The sequence below is a fragment of the Delftia sp. WSY_7 genome (assembly GCF_043104845.1).
GTDB lineage: Bacteria > Pseudomonadota > Gammaproteobacteria > Burkholderiales > Burkholderiaceae_C > Comamonas > Comamonas tsuruhatensis.
On sequence record NZ_JBICLB010000014.1, the window covers coordinates 161,723 to 180,029 of the forward strand.

Sequence of the window (18,307 nt, forward strand, 5' to 3'; positions counted from 1 at the left end):
CTCAGTCCAGCACGATGGCGCCCTTGCGCACCACCTCGCCCCACTTGGCGTCTTCCTTCTGGAGGAAGGCGGCGAACTCGGCCGGCGTCGATGCCATGGGCTGGGCGCCCAGGTCGCTCAGGCGCTGGCGCACCTCGGCTTCCTGCAGCACCTCGGACAGCGCCTGGTGCAGGCGCGCGGCCACGGGCTCGGGCGTGCCCGTGGGCAGGAAGATGCCGTTCCACTCATAGGCCTCGTAGCCGGGAATCACGGTCTCGGACACGGTGGGCACATCGGGCAGGCGCGCCGAGCGCTGGGGCGCGGCCACGGCCAGGGCGCGCAGCTTGCCGCCCGTGACCAGCGGATAGGTGGCCGCCATGGTGCCGAACATGAAGTCCACCTGCCCGCCCATCACATCGGCAATGGCCGGCCCGCCGCTCTTGTAGGGCACATGGACCATGTCCAGCTCCAGCCGCTGGCGGAACAGCTCGGCCGCCAGGCGCTGCACCGTGCCGCTGCCGCCCGAGGCGAAGTTGATCTTGCCCGGCTGCGCCTTGGCCCTGGCCGCCAGGTCGGCCACGCTGCGCACGGGCGAATCGGCCTTCACCACGACCACATTGGGCATGAGCAGCACCAGCGACAGCGGCTGCAGCGCGCTGCGCGCATAGGGCAGCTTGGCAAACAGATGCGGGTTGATGGAAAACGGCGTGGCGTCGTAGAGCACCGTGTAGCCATCGGCGCGCGCCTTGGCCACCTGGCTGGCACCAATCGTGCCGCTGGCCCCGGGCCGGTTGTCCACGATGATGCTGGTGCCCAGCCGCGCGCCCATGCGCGTGGCCAGCAGGCGCGCGGCCGCGTCGGCGCCGCCGCCGGGCGCATAGGGCACGACCAGGGTGATGGGACGCTCGGGAAAGGCGGCCTGGGCCACGGCGGCGGCCAGGGCGCAGGCCGCGATCAGGGTTCTGGCAAGGAATTTCATGGCTTGTCTCCACATTTTTTAGAGGGGGCGGCGGCCGAATCAATCCGCCTTCAGGTTCAGTTCGCGGGCGATCTGCGCATAGGAGGCCGCTTCGCTGGCCACGCGCTGCGCGAAGGCGCTGCCGCAGCTCGACTCGGCATCCATGCCCAGGCCGTGCAGCTTGTCCGCGGCCGATGCACTCTTGGCAAACTCCACGGCCACGCGCTCCAGCGCCTGGGCCGCGCCGTCGGGAATGCCAGCCGGCGCGAGCACGCCGTACCAGACATCGGCCGAGTAGTCGCCGCCACCCGCTTCGGCAAAGGTGGGCACCTGGGGCAGCAGGGACGCGCGTCTGGGCGAAGCCACGGCCAGCGCCGTGAGCTTGCCGCTGCGCACCTGGGGCAGCACCGAGCCCAGCGTGGCGAAGGAGCTGTCGAGCTGGCCGCCCATGAGATCCGTGACCACGGGCGCCGCGCCCTTGTAGGGCACGTGGTTGAGCTTCAGGCCCTTGGCCCGCGCAAACATCTCGGTGGCGAAATGGCCCGAACTGCCCATGCCCGCCGTGCCGGCCGTGACGCTGCCGGGCCGGCTGCGTGCCTGGTCCATGTAATCCTGCAGGTTGCGCGCCGGCATGCCCGGCCCCACGACCAGCACCGTGGGGCTGCTGGCCACCGTGCACAGCGGCCGGAACGAGCGCACCACGTCGAACTTCACGCGGCCCTGGTACAGCGCCGGGATCATGCTGTGGTTGGTGGCGCCGAACAGCAGCGTATAGCCATCGGCCGGCGCGCCAGCCACGGCCTGCGCGGCCAGTATGGTGTTGGCCCCGGGCTTGTTGTCCACCACGAAGGGCTGGCCCAGCGCCTTGCCCGCATGGTCGGCAAAGGCGCGCGCCACCACGTCGGTGGGGCCGCCCGCCGCAAAGCCCACGACCAGCCGCACGGGCTTGGCCGGATAGTCCTTCTGCGCCAGCGCGGGCTGGGCGCCCAGCACGGCCAGCCCCACGGCGGCCAGCAGGCCGCCGCGCAAGGCCAGGCGGCGGACCTCTTGGAAATTCCTCGACATCGCTTGTCTCCTCAAATCACATGCATGCACATGCATGGGCCAAGGGCGCGCACGGCGCCCCTGCCCTGGCTCAGGCGCCGGCCGCCGCAGGCACGCGGGCCAGCACCTCCAGCACATTGCGGGCCGCGCCCACGCCCATGTTCACGTAGGCATCGCCGGTCACGCCGCCGATATGGGGGCTGAGCACGAAGTTCCTTTCGCCCTGGAACGGGTGGCCGGCCACCATGGGCTCCACCGCAAAGCTGTCCAGCCCTGCGGCCGCCACCTGGCCCGAGCGCACGGCGGCCAGCAGCGCGGCCTCGTCGATCAGGCCGCCGCGTGCGGTGTTGACCACGATCACGCCGCGCCTGCAGGCCGCCAGCGTGGAGGCGCCGAGCATGCCCCGGTTTTCCTCGGTCAGCGGGCAGTGCAGCGAAATCGCGTCGGACTCGCGCCAGATGGTTTCCAGGTCCACGGGCTGCACGTAGGCGGGCAGGTTCTTTGCGAAGGGATCGAAGCCGATCACGCGCATGCCCAGCGCATCGGCCATGCGCGCAAAGCGCAGGCCGATGGCGCCCAGCCCCACCAGGCCCACGGTGCGCCCGCCCAGCTCCAGGCTCTTGTGCGTGGCCTTGTCCCAGTGGCCTGCGTGCATGCGGGCGTCCAGCGCCACCACCGACTTGGCGCAGGCCAGCAGCAGCGCGAGTGCCTGCTCGGCCACGGCCGCCGCATTGGCGCCCGCGGCGGCCACCACGGCAATGCCGCGTTCGGCGGCGGCCGCCTTGTCGATGGTGTCCGTGCCGCTGCCGTGCTTGGAGATCACGCGCAGCGAGGGCGCCGCGTCCATCACGGCCGCGCCCACCTTGCCGTAGCGCACGATGATGGCCACGGGATCATGGGCGCGGCACAGCGCGACCAGGTCCTCTTCGGTGGGCGTCTTGCCCGCATAGACGATGTCGTGCCGGGCCAGCAGCTCCAGGGCCTGTGGCGCCAGATCGGCGCCGGTGACGATGACGGTGCTCACAGCGATTCCCCTTCCTTGAGCACGCCGGCCGCGCGCAGGGCCGCGGGCAGCCACTTCGATGCCGTGTCGCCGCGCGCAATGGCCTCGATGCGGGCGGCCTCGTCGGCCACCTTCTTCACGGCCAGCTCCAGCATGGCGGGTGCCTTGGCGCGCTCGATGACGACCACGCCATCGGCATCGCCCACCACCAGGTCGCCCGGGTGAACCGTCGTGCCACCAGCGCAGATGGCGTGGTTGATGCGGCCCGGTACGAACTTGGTCGGGCCTGCGGGATTGAAGCCTGCGCTGAACACGGGGAAGTCCAGCTCCAGCAGCTCCAGGCGGTCGCGGATGGCGCCGTCCACGATGACGCCGGCCAGGCCCAGCTTCTTGCAGGCGCTGAGCATCAGCGTGCCCATGAGCGCCGCCGTCTGGTCGCCCTTGCCGTCGATGACCAGCACGTCGCCGGGCCGGGCCAGCGCAATGGCGGCGTGGATCATGAGGTTGTCGCCGGGACGCACCTCGACGGTGAAGGCCGGGCCGGCCACTTTCATGCCCTGGTGCACGGGCGCCACGCGCGAATGCATGGTGCCGCGGCGGCCCGCCACGTCGGCCAGGATGGCGGCCTGAAAGCCGGCTGCGCGCTGCACGACTTGGGCGTCCACGCGCTCTATGTCACGGATGATTTCTGGGAGTTGGCTCATGATGGTCCAGTGAGATGAGGTGAAGGAAAACAGAAAGATGTGCGCGCGTCAGTCGGCCTTGATGCCGGCCTCGCGGATGAGTTGGGCCCACTTGGCGGAGTCGGATTTCTGCAGCTCGCCCAACTGCCGCGGCGTGCCGCCGACCAGGGTCACGCCCAGCCGCTCGGCCAGTGCCACGACGGCCGGGTCCCTGAGCGCCAGGCCGATCTCCTGGTTCAGCCGCTGCACGATGGCGGCCGGCGTCCTGGCCGGCGCAAAGACGGCCTGCCACTGCTCGACCACGAAGTCGCCGATGCCGGCCTCGGCCATGGTGGGCACATCAGGCAGGGCCTTCAGGCGCGCCGCCGAGGTCACGGCCAGCGCGCGCAGCTTGCCGCCCTGCACATGGGGCAGCGCGGCGGCCACGGGGGCGAACATGAACTGCACCTGCCCCGCCAGCGTGTCCTGCAGCGCGGGCGTGTCGCCCTTGTAGGGCGCATGGATGAAGCGCACGCCGCCCTTTCTTTGCAGCAGCTCGCCCTGCATCTGCAAGATGGTTCCGCTGCCGCCCGAGGCAAAGGCCAGCTGGCCCGGCTGCGCCTTGGCGGCGGCCAGCAGATCGGCCACCGACTGGAAGGGCTGGGCCGCGCCCACCACCAGCAAATGGGGAATGGTGCCGATGGTGATGACGGGCTCGAAGCCCGCAATCGGGTCATAGGGCAGCTTGCCCATGAGGTGGGGCGCGATCGCCTGCGGGCCGATGGAGGTGCCCAGCAGCGTGTGGCCGTCCGGCGCAGCCTTGGCCACATAGGCCGCGCCGATGGTGCCCGTGGCGCCCGCGCGGTTGTCCACGATCACGGTGCTGCCCAGGGCCTTGCCCAGTTGCAGTGCCACCTGGCGGCCCAGCACATCGGTGCTGCCGCCGGGCGGGTAAGGCACGACCCAGGTGATGAGCTTGCCTGCCGGCCATGCGGGCTGCGCCTGGGCGGCGGGGCTGCACAGCGGCCCCAGCAGGGCGGCGCCGCCTGCGGCCAGCAGGGCGCGGCGCGCGGGATGGAAGGTGTTCATGGTTTGTCTCCTGCTTGTGTGCAAAGCGATGTCGGCGCTGCCGTCTCGAAGCCGTACAGCGCCCGGGGGTTGTCCACCAGCACGCGCTGCAGCGTGGCGGCGCCGCCGGCACGGGCGGTCCAGTCGGCCAGGCGGTCGATCTGGCGGGCGTCATCGGGCAGGGGCTGCATGCCTGCCGAGGCGCTGACATGCGGCCAGTCGCTGCCCCAGAGCACACGCTCGGGCGCGCAGCGCAGATAGCTGGCGGCCAGGGCATCCAGCGCCGGGTCTTCGACCGACTGCAGCGCGCTGACGATGTAGCCGCCGGACAACTTGACCCAGGCCCTGCCGCCCTCCAGCAGCTCCAGCAGCAGCGCATGGCCCGCATGGCGCCCCGCCTGCTCGGGGGCGATGCGGCCGAAGTGGTCGAACACCAGCGGCACCGGCAATTGCCGCAGCACGCCGGCCAGCGACGCCAGCAGGTCCGGCGCCATCAGCAGCTGCAGGTGCCAGCCCAGCGGCGCGATGCGGCGGGCCAGCGGCATCAGCATCTCGGCCGTGCCCGTCACGCCCAGCGACAGGTTCAGCCGCACGCCGCGCACGCCCAGGCCGTGCAGGCGCTGCAGCTGGTCATCGCTTTCACTGCCATCGATCACAGCCACGCCTCGCGCCTGCGGGCCGAGGGCGGCCAGCCCATCCAACATGCAGCGGTTGTCGCTGCCGTAGGTGGACGGCGTGACCAGCACGCAGCGCGAGGTGCCCAGGCGCCGCTGCAGCGCGCGGTAGTCGCCGGCCGAGGCATCGGGCGGCAGCAGCCGCGCGCCCGGGGTTGCCGGGTAGCGGCCGTCATAGACATGCACATGGCAGTCGCAGGCATCCGGGGGCAGCGTGGCACGGGGCCGGGCGCTGCCCTGCGAGAAACGGACGGGCACGGCAAGGCTGTCGCAGTCCATGGCGAGATCTCGATGGAGGAAAGGAAAGGAGGTGGGAGCGAGAAGGAAGCGAAAGGGCTGGCGCCCCTGCCCCCGGGCTCAGTCCAGGCTGGCGCCCGAGTCCTTGACGATGCGTGCCCAGCGCGGCACCTCGGCGCGCAGCAGCGCGGCGAACTTCTCGGACGAGCCGCCCAGCACCTCGCCGCCTTCGGAGCGCAGCTTCTCGGCCACCTCGGGCACCAGCAGCGCGTCGTTGATGGCCTTGTTCAGCTGCTGCACGATGGCCTGGGGCGTCCCGGCCGGGGCCAGCACGCCGAACCAGGTGACGGCCTCGAAGTCCTTGTAGCCCGACTCGGCCAGCGTGGGCGTCTGCGGCAGCTGGTCGGAGCGCTTGAGCGAGGTGACCATCACCGCGCGCAGCTTGCCGTTGCGCACCTGGCCCAGCAGCGTGGGCACGGCGGACATGTAGAAATCGATCTGCCCGCCCACCAGGTCGGTCATGGCCTGGGCTGCGCCCTTGTAGGGCACATGGCGCAGCTTGATGCCGGCGGCGTTCTCGGCCAGTTCGCCGGCCAGGTGCGCCACCGTGCCGTTGCCCGAGTAGCCCAGCGTGAGGCCGTCGGGCTTGGCCTTGGCGGCCTTGACCAGGTCGTCAAAGGTCTTGTAGGGCGAGTTGGCGGGCGCGGCCATCACGATGGGCGCGGAAGACACCAGCGCCACGGGCACCAGGTCCTTCAGCGGGTCATAGGGCAGCCTGGCGTACAGCGAGGGGTTGATGGCCAGGTTGCTGGTCTGGCCCATGACCAGGGTATGGCCGTCCGGCGCGGCCTTGGCCACGGCATCCACGCCCAGGTTGCCGCCTGCGCCGGGCCGGTTGTCCACCACCACGGTCCACTTGTTGTGGTCCGCCAGGCGCTGGGCCACGGTGCGCGCAATCATGTCCGTGCCGCCACCGGGCGGGAACGGCACGACCAGGCGGATGGGCTTGCGGGGATAGGCGTCCTGGGCCTGGGCAGCGCCCATGGGCACGATGGCGGCAACGCCGACCAGGACGGCAAGAAGGCGTGCGTTGAGGCAACGCGAAAGCGAGGGAATCGGCATGGCGGTTTGTCTCCGTTTGTTGTGTCCAACGCCCGCATGGCTGCGGTGCGTGGGACGAACTTTATGAAAACGTTTCAACCCATACAATGCCGTTTCATACAGCGCAACCAATTGCATGCCTTGCACCATGAACAAGCCCCCCAGCACCCCTTCCCCGGCGCAGCCACCCGATGACAAGGCCAGCGCGGCCAAGGACGGCGGCGTCATCGCCGTCACGCGTGCCTTGCAGCTGCTTGGCGCCTTCGCCCTCGGGGAGTCGCACCTGTCCCTGGCGGAACTGAGCCGGCGCTGCGCGCTGCACAAGACCACGGTGCTGCGGCTGGCGCGCACGCTGGCGCAGTCGGGCTTCATGGTGCAAAGGGACGATGGGGACTGGCGCCTGGGCCCGGCCGCTGGCTGGCTGGGTGCGCGCTACCAGGCGGGCTTCGATGTGCAGAACGTGCTGGAGCCCGCGCTGCGCGCGCTCACGCAGGCCAGCGGCGAGAGCGCGGCCTTCTATGTGCGCGAAGGCAATGTGCGCACCTGCCTCGTGCGCGTGGAAGGGCCGCAGGCGCTGCGCCACCATGCGCGCATGGGCGAGGGGCTGCCGCTGGACCAGGGCTCGCCGGGGCGCGTGATCCTGGCGTTTTCAGGCGAGCCGGGGCCGGTGTACGAGCAGATCCGCCAGCGCGGCTACCACTGGTCCATCGGCGAGCGCGAACAGGGCGTGGCCACGGTGTCGGCGCCGGTGTTCGGCATGCACTGGCGGCTGATGGGATCGGTGTGCATCTCCGGGCCGGCATCGCGCCTGCCCGAGGCCCGGCTGGAAGCCATGGCGCAGACGGTGGTGGCGGCGGCCAACCAGCTGTCCTATGCGCTGGCGGGCAGCGCCAGCACACAGGCCCCCGTGGTGCGCGCCAGCCAGTGGCATCCCTGAGACCACCTTCCGGGGCGACGCCCCGAAGGTGGATGGCCGCTTACTGCAGCGCGCCCATGGGCAGGGCGATGGGCTTGCCGTTGAGCGTGACCTGGCCGGCCTGCATCTTGAGCGCGCTGACCAGCTTGTCGCCTTCCAGGCGGGCATAGCCCGTGGCCTGGGCCATGCCCAGCATGCCTTCCACATCCTCGGCCGAGACATCGGGCTTGCCCGATGCCTTGATCAGCGGCTCCAGCCAGGCCTTGGGCAGGCTGGCATTGGCCTGCAGTGCCGAGGTCTTGAGCAGCGCCGGCATCCAGCCGGCCTGGGCGACCTGCTCCTGCGTGGGCGCGCTTTGCACTTCGGCGCCGTACTCCAGGTGGCCGGTCTGGCCCTGGTAGGTGGCCTGCAGCTTCATGGAGTAGGCCGGCAGGGCCGCCACCAGGCGCGGGGCGTTCTGCATCAGCACGCCCATGCCCTGCTCTTCCAGCGATTCCAGTGCCTTGGCCAGGCCCTCCTTGCGGTAGCCCTCGACCATGACGCGCTGGAAGCCGCGCAGCGCCTCGATGTCCAGGCGCTGGATCTTTTCCTCGTAGCCCACGGACTCGAAATCGATGGGGCCGATACGGCCCGTGCCCTTGACCTGGGTGGTCATGCCCAGCGTGGTCTTGTCGGACTCGATGACCGAGCTGCCGTCCACGTTCTTGAGGTCCAGCAGCGTCTTGGCCTCGCCGCCTTCGGCGGGCGTGCTGCTCATGCCGAAGCGGGCGATGCGCACGCTGGCCTTGCCGGGGCCCAGGCCCCACAGGCCGTCGATGACCTTGTTCTCGAAGCTGCTTTCCAGGCCCGTGAGCACGATGCTGGTGCGCTCCACCGGCGCTGCGGCCGGCTGGGCGGCGATGGCCTCGTCGTTGTCGGATTCCTCCTCCTCGCCCTCTTCCTCTTCCACGCCCATGGACTTGTCGCGGCTGGGCAGGCCCAGCAGGGCCACCTCGGGCCAGCGCCAGGTGCCCTTGACGCTGCCACCGCCCAGGGCCGTGTCCAGCACCATTTCCTGCCAGCGCATGGTGACTTCCTGGTCCCCCAGCTCGCCGGCGGGCAGCAGCAGGCGCACATCCTGGCCGCCCGTGAAGTGGTGCACGCTGGTCAGCGTGGGAGCGACAGCCTTGGCCAGGGTCTGGCGGCTCTTTTCGTCCAGGCCGTCGAGCGCAAAGCGCGTCTCCGACACCGCTGCCGCCAGGCGGCCACCGGCCAGCGGGCCGTGGCGCACCGTGGTGTCCACCACCAGGCGCACGGGCTTGGGGGCGGCTTCTGCGCCGGCGTCTGCAGCGGCGGGCGCATCGGCCTCGCCAGCCGCAGGCCACTGCAGCACCAGCTTGGCCTGGGACGACAGGAATCCCTTGTGGTATTCGTCGGTCACGACGGCCTTCTCGCCCAGCACCTTGCGCAATTCGGCCACGGCATCCTTGTAGCCGGACTCGGCCCTTTGGCCCGTATACCAGGTGGTTCCTCCATAGGCCACGACGGCCAATGCCACGGCAGCAGCCACTGCGGTTTTCTTGTTGCTCATTGTGAATATCCCGTGATGAATAAGACCCTCCCCCTCGGGCGGGCCGCGCGACTGTATCAGTTCGGCGTTTCACCATGCATCGGCAATGGGCTGCGCATTGGCCCGCCTGCACCTTGTGCGGCGGTCCCCTATGGGCGCAAGGCGTTGCCCAGCCCTTGCCAGGCCTTGTCTCCAGCGGCTTTCAAGGATTGGGACCTGGGCATTGCATGCGGGCAGCAGGCATGCGGTTTTTTTCAATTGCTTACCTTTTCCGGACACGATTGGCATACCAATTGAATCCATGGAGAACGCTATGTCTCCGCAGATATGGTGCGAATGCACCTTTGCCCTCTTTTCCCTTTTTTGCCGGCTTGCCTGAATGCAGTCCCGAAAGCCAGCAATGACCGCACTCACCCGGCCTGCAACAGAAATGGCAGGGCCGCGTCCAGCAGTGCGTCGGGCGCCTCCTCGGCAATGTAGTGCCCGCAGGCCAGCGGCCGGCCGCGCACATCGTCGGCCACGAGCTGCCACTCGCGCAGCGGATCGAAGCAGCGGTGCACCACGCCCTCCTCGCCCCAGAGCACCAGCAGCGGCATGGACAGCCTGCGCCCCAGCCGGCGGTCCTCGCGGTCATGGTCCAGGTCGATGCCGGCCGAGGCGCGGTAGTCCTCGCACATGCCGTGCGCGCTGCCCGGCAGCGCCAGGCAGCGCTGGTACTCGGCCAGCGCCCGGGGATCGAAGGGCGCCAGGCCGGCGCTGCGCCGGCCCATGATCTCGCGCACATAGGCGGCGGGGTCGGCCTCGATCAGGCGCTCGGGCAGCGGCGCGGGCTGGATCAGGAAGAACCAGTGCCAGTAGGCGCGCGCAAAGGCCTCGCCGGTCTGCTCGTACATGGCCAGCGTGGGCGCAATGTCCAGCAGCACCAGACGCTGCACGCTGGCGGGATAGTCCATGGCCAGCCGGTGCGCCACGCGCGCGCCCCGGTCATGCGCCAGCACGCTGAAATGCTCATGGCCCAGCCGCGCCATCAACCGCAGCAGGTCGCGGGCCATGGTGCGCTTGCTGTAGCTCACATGCTCGGGATCGCCGGCCGGGCGCGAGGAGTCGCCATAGCCGCGCAGGTCGGCCAGCACCACGGTGAACTGCTGCGCCAGCCGGGGCGCGACGCGGTGCCAGATGGCGCTGGTCTGCGGGTGGCCGTGCACCAGCAGCAGGGCCGGCCCCTGGCCGCCCACCCAGGCGTTGATCTCCACCCCGTCATCGACCGTGATGCGCTGCTGGCGCAGGCCCGGCATCCATGGATCTGTGTGCATCCCGGAGATTCCTTCTACGTTGTTCATGACTGTCAGCCTGCCATGCTAATCAGTAAACCAGGCTGCATAAATAGCAAAATATTGCATTGATCCATCAGTTCAATTTACGAATCAACCATCCACCGCATCCACCATGGACGGCTTTTCCGACCTGCGTTTCTTCTCGCTGCTGATCCGCGAAGGCAGCCTGGCCGCCGCGGCCCAGCAGATGGGCGTGACGCCGCCCGCCGTCAGCCGCCGCCTGTCCCTGCTGGAGCGGCGCCTGGGCGTGCGCCTGCTGCAGCGCACGACACGGCGCATCCACCTGACGCCCGAGGGCGAAGCCTACCTGCTGGACGGCGCGCGCATCCTGGCCGACCTGGAGGCGCTGGAGCGCAGCATCTCGGGCACGCGCGCCACGGCGCGCGGCCCGCTGTCCATTGCCTGCACACTGGGCTTTGGCCGCCAGCGGCTGGCGCCCGCGCTGTCGGCCTTTGCGCGCGCCTATCCCGAGGTGCAAGTGCAGCTGCACCTGACGGACAGGCCCGTCAACCTGGTCGAGCAGGGCTTTGACGCCGTGGTGCGCTTTGGCGCCCTGCCCGACTCCGGCCTCACCGCCCGCCTGCTGCTGCCCAACCGCCGCGTGCTGTGCGCCGCGCCCTCCTACCTCAACGCCCATGGCGAGCCACGCCAGCCTGCGGACCTGCAGGCCCACCGCTGCATCGTGATCCGCGAGAGCGACGAAACCTATGGCAGCTGGCGCCTGAGCCGGCGCACGCGCCAGGGCCTGAGCGAGCACAACATCAAGGTCAACGGCGTGATGAGCACCAACGATGGCGCTGCAGCCCTGACCTGGGCACTGGACGGCCACGGCATCCTGCAGCGCTCGCTCTGGGACGTGGCCGCGCCGCTGGCCGCAGGCGCGCTGCGCGAGGTCCTGCCCCAATGGCAGCTGCCTGCGGCCGACATCTACCTGGTGCACGCCACGCGCAGCGAGATGTCGGCCCGGATCCGCGCGCTCACCGGCTTTCTGGGCGACTGGTTTGCACAACGGCCTGAGCCGGAGATGGCGCCCGCCTGAGCCCGTGCGCAATCTGCAACCTCGGCGGCAGGCAGGCTGTCATGCGCGTTCACCCCGCGCAGCGCAGGCCATGCGAACATGGACCGCAACGACAACCACCACACCCAGGAGACAAGACACATGGCCACCGCCCGCTACCCCCAGCCCGAACTGTCCAGCCTGCCAGAGGACATCCGCACCCGCATCCTTGAAGTGCAGGAAAAGGCAGGCTTCATTCCCAACGTCTTCCTGGCCTTTGCGCGCCGCCCTGCCGAGTGGCGCGCCTTCTTCGCCTACCACGATGCCCTCATGCTCAAGGAAGAAGGCAGCCTGACCAAGGGCGAGCGCGAGATGATCGTCACCACCACCAGCGCGGCCAACCAGTGCCTGTACTGCGTGGTGGCCCACGGCGCCATCCTGCGCATCTACGAAAAGCAGCCCTACGTGGCCGACCAGGTGGCGGTCAACTACCGCAAGGCCGGCATCAGCGCCCGCCAGCGCGCCATGCTGGACTTCGCCATGAAGGTCTGCGAACGCAGCCATGAAATCTGCGAGGCCGACTTCGAGGCGCTGTACCCGCATGGCTTCGACGACGAGGACATCTGGGACATCGCCGCCATCACCGCCTTCTTCGGCCTGTCCAACCGCATGGCCAGCTTTGCCGGCATGCAACCCAATCCCGAATTCTTCCTCATGGGGCGCGTGCCGCGCGAGAAGAAGTAGGCTGGCCGACCTGTGCCCCCTGGCGCGCCGCAGCACCCTCGACCAAACCCCGGCATATCTCCCCCACCTGCCCCACGGCCCCCAGCAGGCGCGGCGTGGGCTCGTTGGCGCAGTTCAGGCGCAGGTGGTTGGGCAGGTCCGAGCGCGATGAGAACAGCGGGCCGGGGCTGACGCCAATGCCCAGCTCCAGCGCGCGGCGGTGCACCTCCAGTGCATTGACCTGGCGCGGCAGTTCCACCCACAGCAGAAAGCCCGCGCGCGGGGCCGAGACGCGGGTGCCGGGCGGAAAGCTGGCCTCGACCCTGGCCGTGACGGCCTGCACCCCGGCCTGCACGCGGGACTTGAGACGGCGCAGGTGCCGGTCGTAGTCGCCGCTGGCCAGCACCTCGCTCACGGCGGCTTCCAGCAGCGGCGCACCCGCCCAGTCGCCCGCCAGGCGCACCTGCAGCACCTGGGCATGGAAGCGACCCGCCGCAATCCAGCCCACGCGCCAGCCCGGCGCCAGGGTCTTGGACACCGAGCCGCAATACAGCACGTTGCCGCTGCCGTCGAAGGCCTTGCAGGCCGGCGGGCGCTGGCCGTCTCCGGCAAGGTCGCCATAGACATCATCTTCGATCAAGGGAATGCCCGCCCGCTCCAGCAGCGCCACCAGGGCCTGCTTGCGCTCCACCGGCATGCTGGCGCCCAGCGGGTTCTGCACGGTGGGCGATGCCAGCACGGCAGCCGGCCGGTGGCGGGCAATGGCCTCGGCCAGCGGCTCCAGCAGCAGGCCTTCGCGGGGATCGGTGGCAATCTCCAGCGCCTTCAGGCCCAGGTCCTCCAGCAGCAGCAGGCTGCCGAAATAGGCGGGCCGCTCTACGGCCACGACATCGCCGGGCTTGCACACGGCGCGCAGGGCCAGCCGCACGGCCTGGGTGGCGCCTGCCGTCAGGACCAGGTCGTCGGGGCCGAAGCGCGCACCCCATTGCGCGGCCCGGGCCGCGATCTGGCCGCGCAGGTCGGCGCGGCCCGGCGGCATGCTGTAGGTCTGCCCGTGCGCGTCCAGGCGGCGCCCGGCGGTCTGCAGCGCGCGCTGCAGCCGGGCCGTGGGCAGCCAGGCCGGATCGGGCAATGCCGCACCCAGCGGGATCAGGCGCGTGTCGGGGCTGCTGAACAGCGAGCGCGCCAGGGCCGACAGGGTCACGGGCACGGGACGCGACGACGGGCGGGACGCCTGCAGCGCCGCGCCGCCGGTTGCCTGCCGCACAAAGTAGCCCGAGCGCGGGCGCGCCACGATCAGGCCCTCGGCCTCCAGGCAGCGCAGCGCCTCCAGTGCGGTGGGCAGGCTGACCTGTTCGCGCTCGGCCAGGCTGCGGGCGGAGATCAGCCTGTCGCCGGGGCGCAGTGCGCCGCAGGCCAGCGTCTGGCGCAGGGCCTGGGCAATGCGGCGGTACTGGGGCAAGGGTTCGTTGGTGGTGGGCATGCCAATCTGTACAGGTCAGTTTTCTTGGATTCTGCTTATACAGGCATTGGCTGCCCGGATTTATCGTTGCAGCCATCAAGCAACCCGAGGAAACCCATGCAAGCCAGCAATTTCGATCTCCAGGCCTATTTCCGCCGCATCGGCTTCAGTGCCGGTGACTCCGCCAAGGCCGATACCGCCACCTTGCATGCGCTGATGCGCCACCAGTTGTTCGCGGTGCCTTTCGAGAATCTCGACGTGCAGGCCGGCAAGATCGTCTCTCTGGTGCCCGAAGACATTGCGGGCAAGATCCTCGGCGGCGCCCGTGGCGGCTACTGCTACGAGGTGAACGGCCTGTTCGCCATGGCGCTGCAGGCCCTGGGCATTGCCTACCGCTTTGTGGCGGCGCGGCCCATGTTCTACCCTGCCCGCCGCCCCCGCACCCACATGGCCCTGGTGGCCGAGGTCGAGGGACGGCGCTGGCTGTGCGACCTGGGCTTTGGCAGCTACGGCATACGCGCCCCCATGGCCCTGGACGAGCTGGACACCGAGGTCCGCCAGGACGGCGACACCTTCCGCCTGAGCCTGGACGACCAGGGCGAATACCTGCTGCAGGCCCGCGTGGACGGTGAATGGGCCAACCAGTACGCCTTCAACCTGTCGCCCCAGGAATGGGTGGATTTCGCCCCCGCCAACTACCTGAACTCCACGCACCCGGACGCCATCTTCGTGCAAAAGCGGGTGGTGGTGCTGCACCAGCCGGCCGGCCGCATGATCCTGGTGGGCGACGCGCTCAAGACCATCACGGCCAGCGGCACCGAGACCAGGCAGCTGGCCCCTGATGAGATCCAGCACGCGCTGGGCAGCCTGTTCGGGCTGGCGACCGAGCGCCAGGCGGCTGCCCTGTGCTGAGCCTCTAAGCCAGGCGGGTCGAATCCCGCTCGATCAGCTCGAACCCCAGGTCGAACGCCGAGCGCCCGGCACTGCGGCCCTGGCAGCGTGCCAGCACGAGTTCGGCGGCCAGGCGGCCTATGCCCGGCCCGTCCACATGCACGGTGGTCAGCGACGGCAGCAGATGGGCCGCGAAATCGGCATTGCCGAAGCCCGAGACGGCCAGATCCACGGGCACGCGCAGGCCGCGCGCCTGGGCTTCCACCAAAATGCCGTGGGCCAGCATGTCCGAGCTGCAGACCACGGCCTGCAGATCAGGCTGCTGCGCCAGCAACTGGCCCAGCGCCTGCCGGCCCAGCTCCAGGCTGCCGGGCGCGGACACGGTGACCGTGGGCACCTCGCGGCCCCAGGCTGCGAGAAAGCCCTCGCGCCGCTGCTGGGCCCGGTGGTCGCTGCCCGTGGCCATGCCCACGCGCTGCAGGCCGCGCGAGAGGAAATAGCCGGCCAGCGCGCTGCCCACCTTGAGGTGGGAAAAGCCCACCACCATGTCCAGCGGCTGGTCGCTGAAGTCCCAGGTTTCCACCACGGGAATGCCGGTCCTGCGCAGCCGCTCGCGCGCCTTGCCGGACTGCACCAGGCCCATCATCACAATGCCGTCGGGCTGGCGCCCGATCATGGCGTTGAGCACCTCTTCCTCGCGCTGCTCGTCGTAGAAGGTCTGGCCCAGCAGCAGCTGATAGCCCTCCTGCGCCAGCGTGGCCGTCAATGACTGCACCGTGGGCAGGAATTGCGACACCGACAGCGCAGGCACCACGCCGGCCACCATGCGGCTGCGGCGGGACTTGAGCCCCCCCGCCAGCAGGTTGGGGATATAGCCCGTGGCCTCCACGGCCTGGCGCACGCGCTCGCGCGTCTTCTCCGAAACGATGGAAGGATTGCCCAGTGCGCGCGAGGCCGTGATCAGCGAGACGCCGGCCGCCTCGGCCACGTCGTGCAGCGTGGCGGGCCTGGGTGGTGTGGGTGTGTTCATGGGCAAGCGCGATCGCGGGCGGGTATCGGGGACGGGCCTGAAGATAGCAGACCGCCCTCCACGCACGGGCGCCAAGCCTGCCCTGCATCGCAGAAATCGTGATTGACAGCCAAAATGACAACGATATCATTTTGCTGAAAGCGCAAATCCTTGCATCTACAAAACGGCATCGGCGCTTTTTCATTTCCTTAGAAATGACAACGATGTCATTCACAAATCAGGAGACAAGATGAATCACATTCTTCGTGCCATGGCGCTGGCCCTGGCCGCGCTCACCGCCTTTTCTGCATCGGCCCAGGCCTGGCCCGACAGGCCCGTCACCCTGGTCGTGCCCTTCCCCGCCGGCGGCTCCACCGACCAGGTCGCGCGCGCCGTGGCGCCCAGGCTGGGCGAAAAGCTCAGGCAGTCCTTCGTGGTGGAGAACAAGGCCGGCGCCACGGGCACCATCGGCGCGGCCTTCGTGCAGCGCGCGGCGGCGGACGGGCAGACCTTTCTCGTCACCTCGCTGGGCCCGCTGGTCATCGTGCCCCACCTGATCAAGAACCTGCCCTACGACGCCCTCAAGGACTTCGACCTGATCACCGTGGCCGTGCAGTCGCCCAACGTGCTGGTCGTGCCTGCCGCCTCGCCGCACAGGAGCGTGGCCGACGTGGTCGCCCACCTCAAGGCCCATCCGGGCAAGATGAGCTTTGCCTCGGCCGGCCACGGCTCCAGCGACCACCTGACGGCCGAACTGTTCTGGCAGCAGACGGGCACCCAGGGCGTGCACATCCCCTACAAGGGCGGCGCGCCCGCCCATGCCGACCTGATCGGCGGCCAGGTCGATGCCTCGTTCCAGAACATCAATGCCGTGATCCAGCACATCCGGGCCGGCAAGATGCGCGCCCTGGCCGTGACCAGCCCGCGCCGCTCGCCCGTGCTGCCGGACCTGCCCACGCTGGCCGAGGCCGGGGTGAAGAACGTGGAGGTCGCCTCCTGGCAGGCCATCGTCGCGCCCAAGGGCCTGCCGCCTGCGCTGCGCGACAAGGCCCATGCGGCCTTTGTCGAGGCGCTCAACGATCCCCGGGTGCGCGAGCAGTTCGTCTCCATCGGCTACGAAATGGTGGCCGGCACGCCCCAGCAGTTCGCCGAGTTCCAGCGCCAGGAATACGCGCGCTGGAAGACGGTCATCGAGGCCGGAAAGATCAGCATCGACTGATGCCTGCCCCTGTCCTTTTTCCAACCACCGCACTCCCGCAGCCATGACCTCTTCCGCGCTCTCCGAAACCACCAGCCAGAACCGCATCCAGTGGATACGCCTGGCGTCCTGCTACCTCCCCCTGGCCCGGCCCATCAGCGATGCCAAGGTGCTCACGGGCCGCCAAAAGCCCATGACCGAGGTAGCCATGCTGTTCGCCGAGATCCAGACCCGCGACGGCCACCGGGGCCTGGGCCTGAGCTACGCCAAGCGCGCAGGCGGCCCCGGCCAGTTCGCCCATGCCAGCGAGATCGCGCCCACCCTGCTGGGCGAAGACCCCAGCGACATTGCGCGGCTGTGGACGCGCATGTGCTGGGCCGGCGCCTCCGTGGGCCGCAGCGGGCTGGCCGTGCAGGCCATCGCGGCCTTCGACGTGGCGCTGTACGACATCAAGGCGCGCCGCGCGGGCCTGTCGCTGTCCAAGCTGCTGGGCTCGCAGCGCGAATCCGTGCGCTGCTACAACACCTCGGGAGGCTTTTTGCACACGCCGCTCGATGAACTCAAGCGCAACGCCAGCGCCTCGCTGGAGCGCGGCATTGGCGGCATCAAGCTCAAGGTGGGCCAGCCCGACTGCGCGCTGGACATACGGCGCGTGGAGGCCATGCGCGCCCACCTGGGCGATGCCGCGCCCATCATGGTCGATGCCAACCAGCAATGGGACCGCCCCACGGCCCAGCGCATGTGCCGTGTCTTCGAGGAATTCAACCTGGTCTGGATCGAGGAGCCGCTGGACGCCTACGACCACGAAGGCCACGCCGCGCTGGCCGCGCGCTTCGACACGCCGATTGCCACCGGCGAGATGCTGACCAGCGCCGCCGAGCACGGCGATCTCATACGCCACCGCAGCGCCGACTTCCTCATGCCCGACGCGCCGCGCGTGGGCGGCATCACGCCCTTCCTGCAAATCGCCGCCCAGGCCGAACTGGCCCACCTGAGCCTGGCGCCCCACTTCGCCATGGAGCTGCACGTGCACCTGGCCGCCACCTGCGCCAACGAGCCCTGGGTGGAACACTTCGACTGGCTGGAGCCGCTGTTCAACGAACGCCTGGACATCGCCAATGGCCGCATGCTCGTGCCCACGCGCCCCGGCCTGGGACTGAGCCTGAGCGAGCAGGCGCGGCGCTGGACGCGCGAAAGCGTGGAGTTCGGGGAGCGGGGTTGAGGGAATTGGGGGCGTCAGGCCTCAAAGGCTTACGCCCCGTACTGCAGAGAAATCGCGCCATCAGTCACTGGAGTAGGCCCAGACTCAATGGGACCTAATTTCATTCCAGCGGCCATTCGAGATAGATGTAATTACCTGAAACAAAAAAGAAAAGGTCGGACAGAAGATTGTTACGATGCTTGCCGCCAGACAACGATCCGCCCCATTGGGGATTGCAAACCTGCACGCCAGCCTGCCGATCAAGGGAAAAATGCGAGTGGTAAGCCCCCGTCCCGATTGC

18 protein-coding genes are annotated in these 18,307 nt (G+C 69.5%); 7 read left to right on the forward strand and 11 right to left on the reverse strand.

The genetic code is table 11. From position 1 onward, the window contains the following. Window position 1 precedes the first annotated feature (1 nt). The 7 genes from ACF8ME_RS06995 to ACF8ME_RS07025 all read right to left on the reverse strand — a co-directional run bounded on the left by ACF8ME_RS06995 (window position 2) and on the right by ACF8ME_RS07025 (window position 6,747). On the reverse strand, window positions 2-958 hold the full coding sequence (locus ACF8ME_RS06995; RefSeq protein WP_016446265.1) for a tripartite tricarboxylate transporter substrate binding protein: 957 nt from the start codon (window positions 956-958) through the stop codon (window positions 2-4). Window positions 959-997: 39 nt separating this feature from the next. After that, window positions 998-2,002, reverse strand: a complete 1,005-nt coding sequence (locus tag ACF8ME_RS07000) for a tripartite tricarboxylate transporter substrate binding protein (protein ID WP_070080455.1) — start codon at window positions 2,000-2,002, stop codon at window positions 998-1,000. Between the two features lie 70 nt (window positions 2,003-2,072). Next, a complete protein-coding gene (locus tag ACF8ME_RS07005) occupies window positions 2,073-3,005 on the reverse strand; it encodes an NAD(P)-dependent oxidoreductase (protein ID WP_392415815.1) in 933 nt (310 codons plus the stop codon). Continuing rightward, window positions 3,002-3,688 carry a hypothetical protein gene (locus tag ACF8ME_RS07010; RefSeq protein WP_016451551.1) on the reverse strand — a complete coding sequence of 229 codons (687 nt, stop codon included), beginning with the start codon at window positions 3,686-3,688 and terminating at the stop codon, window positions 3,002-3,004. The genes ACF8ME_RS07005 and ACF8ME_RS07010 overlap by 4 nt, the downstream gene beginning before the upstream one ends. A gap of 48 nt (window positions 3,689-3,736) precedes the next feature. Further along, entirely contained in the window at window positions 3,737-4,735 is a 999-nt protein-coding gene (locus ACF8ME_RS07015) for a Bug family tripartite tricarboxylate transporter substrate binding protein (RefSeq protein WP_392415816.1), read from the reverse strand. Next, complete coding sequence (locus tag ACF8ME_RS07020) at window positions 4,732-5,667, reverse strand: amidohydrolase family protein (RefSeq protein ID WP_392415818.1); 936 nt, start codon at window positions 5,665-5,667, stop codon at window positions 4,732-4,734. Before ACF8ME_RS07020 ends, ACF8ME_RS07015 begins: the two co-directional genes overlap by 4 nt. A 78-nt stretch (window positions 5,668-5,745) precedes the next feature. Next, window positions 5,746-6,747 carry a Bug family tripartite tricarboxylate transporter substrate binding protein gene (locus ACF8ME_RS07025; protein WP_392415820.1) on the reverse strand — a complete coding sequence of 334 codons (1,002 nt, stop codon included), beginning with the start codon at window positions 6,745-6,747 and terminating at the stop codon, window positions 5,746-5,748. 127 nt (window positions 6,748-6,874) lie between these two features. Between ACF8ME_RS07025 and ACF8ME_RS07030 the strand changes: the two genes are divergently transcribed. Beyond that, window positions 6,875-7,663 (forward strand): IclR family transcriptional regulator, encoded by a 789-nt coding sequence (locus ACF8ME_RS07030; RefSeq protein ID WP_016451548.1) that lies wholly within the window; start codon window positions 6,875-6,877, stop codon window positions 7,661-7,663. A gap of 40 nt (window positions 7,664-7,703) precedes the next feature. Here ACF8ME_RS07030 and ACF8ME_RS07035 read toward each other — a convergent pair whose 3' ends face one another. Continuing rightward, complete coding sequence (locus ACF8ME_RS07035) at window positions 7,704-9,212, reverse strand: YdgA family protein (RefSeq protein ID WP_392415822.1); 1,509 nt, start codon at window positions 9,210-9,212, stop codon at window positions 7,704-7,706. Window positions 9,213-9,227: 15 nt separating this feature from the next. Here ACF8ME_RS07035 and ACF8ME_RS07040 point away from each other — a divergent pair, with 15 nt between their 5' ends. Further along, entirely contained in the window at window positions 9,228-9,488 is a 261-nt protein-coding gene (locus ACF8ME_RS07040) for a hypothetical protein (RefSeq protein ID WP_392415825.1), read from the forward strand. A 113-nt stretch (window positions 9,489-9,601) separates the two neighbouring features. On the opposite strand, the gene ACF8ME_RS07045 is transcribed toward ACF8ME_RS07040, so the two are convergent. Beyond that, the gene (locus ACF8ME_RS07045; RefSeq protein ID WP_026061995.1) at window positions 9,602-10,504 is read right to left on the reverse strand and encodes an alpha/beta fold hydrolase; all 903 of its coding nucleotides are present in this window, start codon (window positions 10,502-10,504) and stop codon (window positions 9,602-9,604) included. A 133-nt stretch (window positions 10,505-10,637) separates the two neighbouring features. Between ACF8ME_RS07045 and ACF8ME_RS07050 the strand changes: the two genes are divergently transcribed. Both ACF8ME_RS07050 and ACF8ME_RS07055 read left to right on the forward strand, forming a co-directional pair. Next, window positions 10,638-11,564: a LysR family transcriptional regulator gene (locus tag ACF8ME_RS07050; RefSeq protein ID WP_244388090.1), complete on the forward strand. Its 927-nt coding sequence runs from the start codon at window positions 10,638-10,640 to the stop codon at window positions 11,562-11,564. Window positions 11,565-11,684: 120 nt separating this feature from the next. Beyond that, a complete protein-coding gene (locus ACF8ME_RS07055; RefSeq protein WP_392415873.1) occupies window positions 11,685-12,266 on the forward strand; it encodes a peroxidase-related enzyme in 582 nt (193 codons plus the stop codon). Here ACF8ME_RS07055 and ACF8ME_RS07060 read toward each other — a convergent pair. After that, window positions 12,235-13,728: a PLP-dependent aminotransferase family protein gene (locus ACF8ME_RS07060; protein WP_043821562.1), complete on the reverse strand. Its 1,494-nt coding sequence runs from the start codon at window positions 13,726-13,728 to the stop codon at window positions 12,235-12,237. The genes ACF8ME_RS07055 and ACF8ME_RS07060 overlap by 32 nt on opposite strands. 96 nt (window positions 13,729-13,824) lie before the next feature. Here ACF8ME_RS07060 and ACF8ME_RS07065 point away from each other — a divergent pair, with 96 nt between their 5' ends. Further along, entirely contained in the window at window positions 13,825-14,619 is a 795-nt protein-coding gene (locus ACF8ME_RS07065; RefSeq protein WP_126311508.1) for an arylamine N-acetyltransferase, read from the forward strand. A gap of 4 nt (window positions 14,620-14,623) precedes the next feature. On the opposite strand, the gene ACF8ME_RS07070 is transcribed toward ACF8ME_RS07065, so the two are convergent. Beyond that, window positions 14,624-15,628 carry a LacI family DNA-binding transcriptional regulator gene (locus tag ACF8ME_RS07070; protein ID WP_392415828.1) on the reverse strand — a complete coding sequence of 335 codons (1,005 nt, stop codon included), beginning with the start codon at window positions 15,626-15,628 and terminating at the stop codon, window positions 14,624-14,626. A gap of 229 nt (window positions 15,629-15,857) precedes the next feature. Here ACF8ME_RS07070 and ACF8ME_RS07075 point away from each other — a divergent pair, with 229 nt between their 5' ends. Next, a complete protein-coding gene (locus ACF8ME_RS07075) occupies window positions 15,858-16,826 on the forward strand; it encodes a tripartite tricarboxylate transporter substrate binding protein (protein ID WP_034394772.1) in 969 nt (322 codons plus the stop codon). A 43-nt stretch (window positions 16,827-16,869) separates the two neighbouring features. After that, window positions 16,870-18,027, forward strand: coding sequence for a mandelate racemase/muconate lactonizing enzyme family protein (locus tag ACF8ME_RS07080; protein WP_392415830.1), 1,158 nt, complete (start codon window positions 16,870-16,872; stop codon window positions 18,025-18,027). Window positions 18,028-18,307 lie beyond the last annotated feature (280 nt).

Excerpts from the sequence above, each read along its gene's own strand:
- ACF8ME_RS07035 (WP_392415822.1), bottom strand. The coding sequence starts at position 9,212 with ATGAGCAACAAGAAAACCGCAGTGGCTGCTGCCGTGGCATTGGCCGTC.
- ACF8ME_RS07020 (WP_392415818.1), bottom strand. The coding sequence starts at position 5,667 with ATGGACTGCGACAGCCTTGCCGTGCCCGTCCGTTTCTCGCAGGGCAGC.
- ACF8ME_RS07010 (WP_016451551.1), bottom strand. The coding sequence starts at position 3,688 with ATGAGCCAACTCCCAGAAATCATCCGTGACATAGAGCGCGTGGACGCC.
- ACF8ME_RS07000 (WP_070080455.1), bottom strand. The coding sequence starts at position 2,002 with ATGTCGAGGAATTTCCAAGAGGTCCGCCGCCTGGCCTTGCGCGGCGGC.
- ACF8ME_RS07055 (WP_392415873.1), top strand. The coding sequence starts at position 11,685 with ATGGCCACCGCCCGCTACCCCCAGCCCGAACTGTCCAGCCTGCCAGAG.
- ACF8ME_RS07015 (WP_392415816.1), bottom strand. The coding sequence starts at position 4,735 with ATGAACACCTTCCATCCCGCGCGCCGCGCCCTGCTGGCCGCAGGCGGC.
- ACF8ME_RS07060 (WP_043821562.1), bottom strand. The coding sequence starts at position 13,728 with ATGCCCACCACCAACGAACCCTTGCCCCAGTACCGCCGCATTGCCCAG.
- ACF8ME_RS07075 (WP_034394772.1), top strand. The coding sequence starts at position 15,858 with ATGAATCACATTCTTCGTGCCATGGCGCTGGCCCTGGCCGCGCTCACC.
- ACF8ME_RS07050 (WP_244388090.1), top strand. The coding sequence starts at position 10,638 with ATGGACGGCTTTTCCGACCTGCGTTTCTTCTCGCTGCTGATCCGCGAA.
- ACF8ME_RS07025 (WP_392415820.1), bottom strand. The coding sequence starts at position 6,747 with ATGCCGATTCCCTCGCTTTCGCGTTGCCTCAACGCACGCCTTCTTGCC.
- ACF8ME_RS07080 (WP_392415830.1), top strand. The coding sequence starts at position 16,870 with ATGACCTCTTCCGCGCTCTCCGAAACCACCAGCCAGAACCGCATCCAG.
- ACF8ME_RS07070 (WP_392415828.1), bottom strand. The coding sequence starts at position 15,628 with ATGAACACACCCACACCACCCAGGCCCGCCACGCTGCACGACGTGGCC.
- ACF8ME_RS07045 (WP_026061995.1), bottom strand. The coding sequence starts at position 10,504 with ATGCACACAGATCCATGGATGCCGGGCCTGCGCCAGCAGCGCATCACG.
- ACF8ME_RS07040 (WP_392415825.1), top strand. The coding sequence starts at position 9,228 with ATGAATAAGACCCTCCCCCTCGGGCGGGCCGCGCGACTGTATCAGTTC.
- ACF8ME_RS06995 (WP_016446265.1), bottom strand. The coding sequence starts at position 958 with ATGAAATTCCTTGCCAGAACCCTGATCGCGGCCTGCGCCCTGGCCGCC.
- ACF8ME_RS07065 (WP_126311508.1), top strand. The coding sequence starts at position 13,825 with ATGCAAGCCAGCAATTTCGATCTCCAGGCCTATTTCCGCCGCATCGGC.
- ACF8ME_RS07030 (WP_016451548.1), top strand. The coding sequence starts at position 6,875 with ATGAACAAGCCCCCCAGCACCCCTTCCCCGGCGCAGCCACCCGATGAC.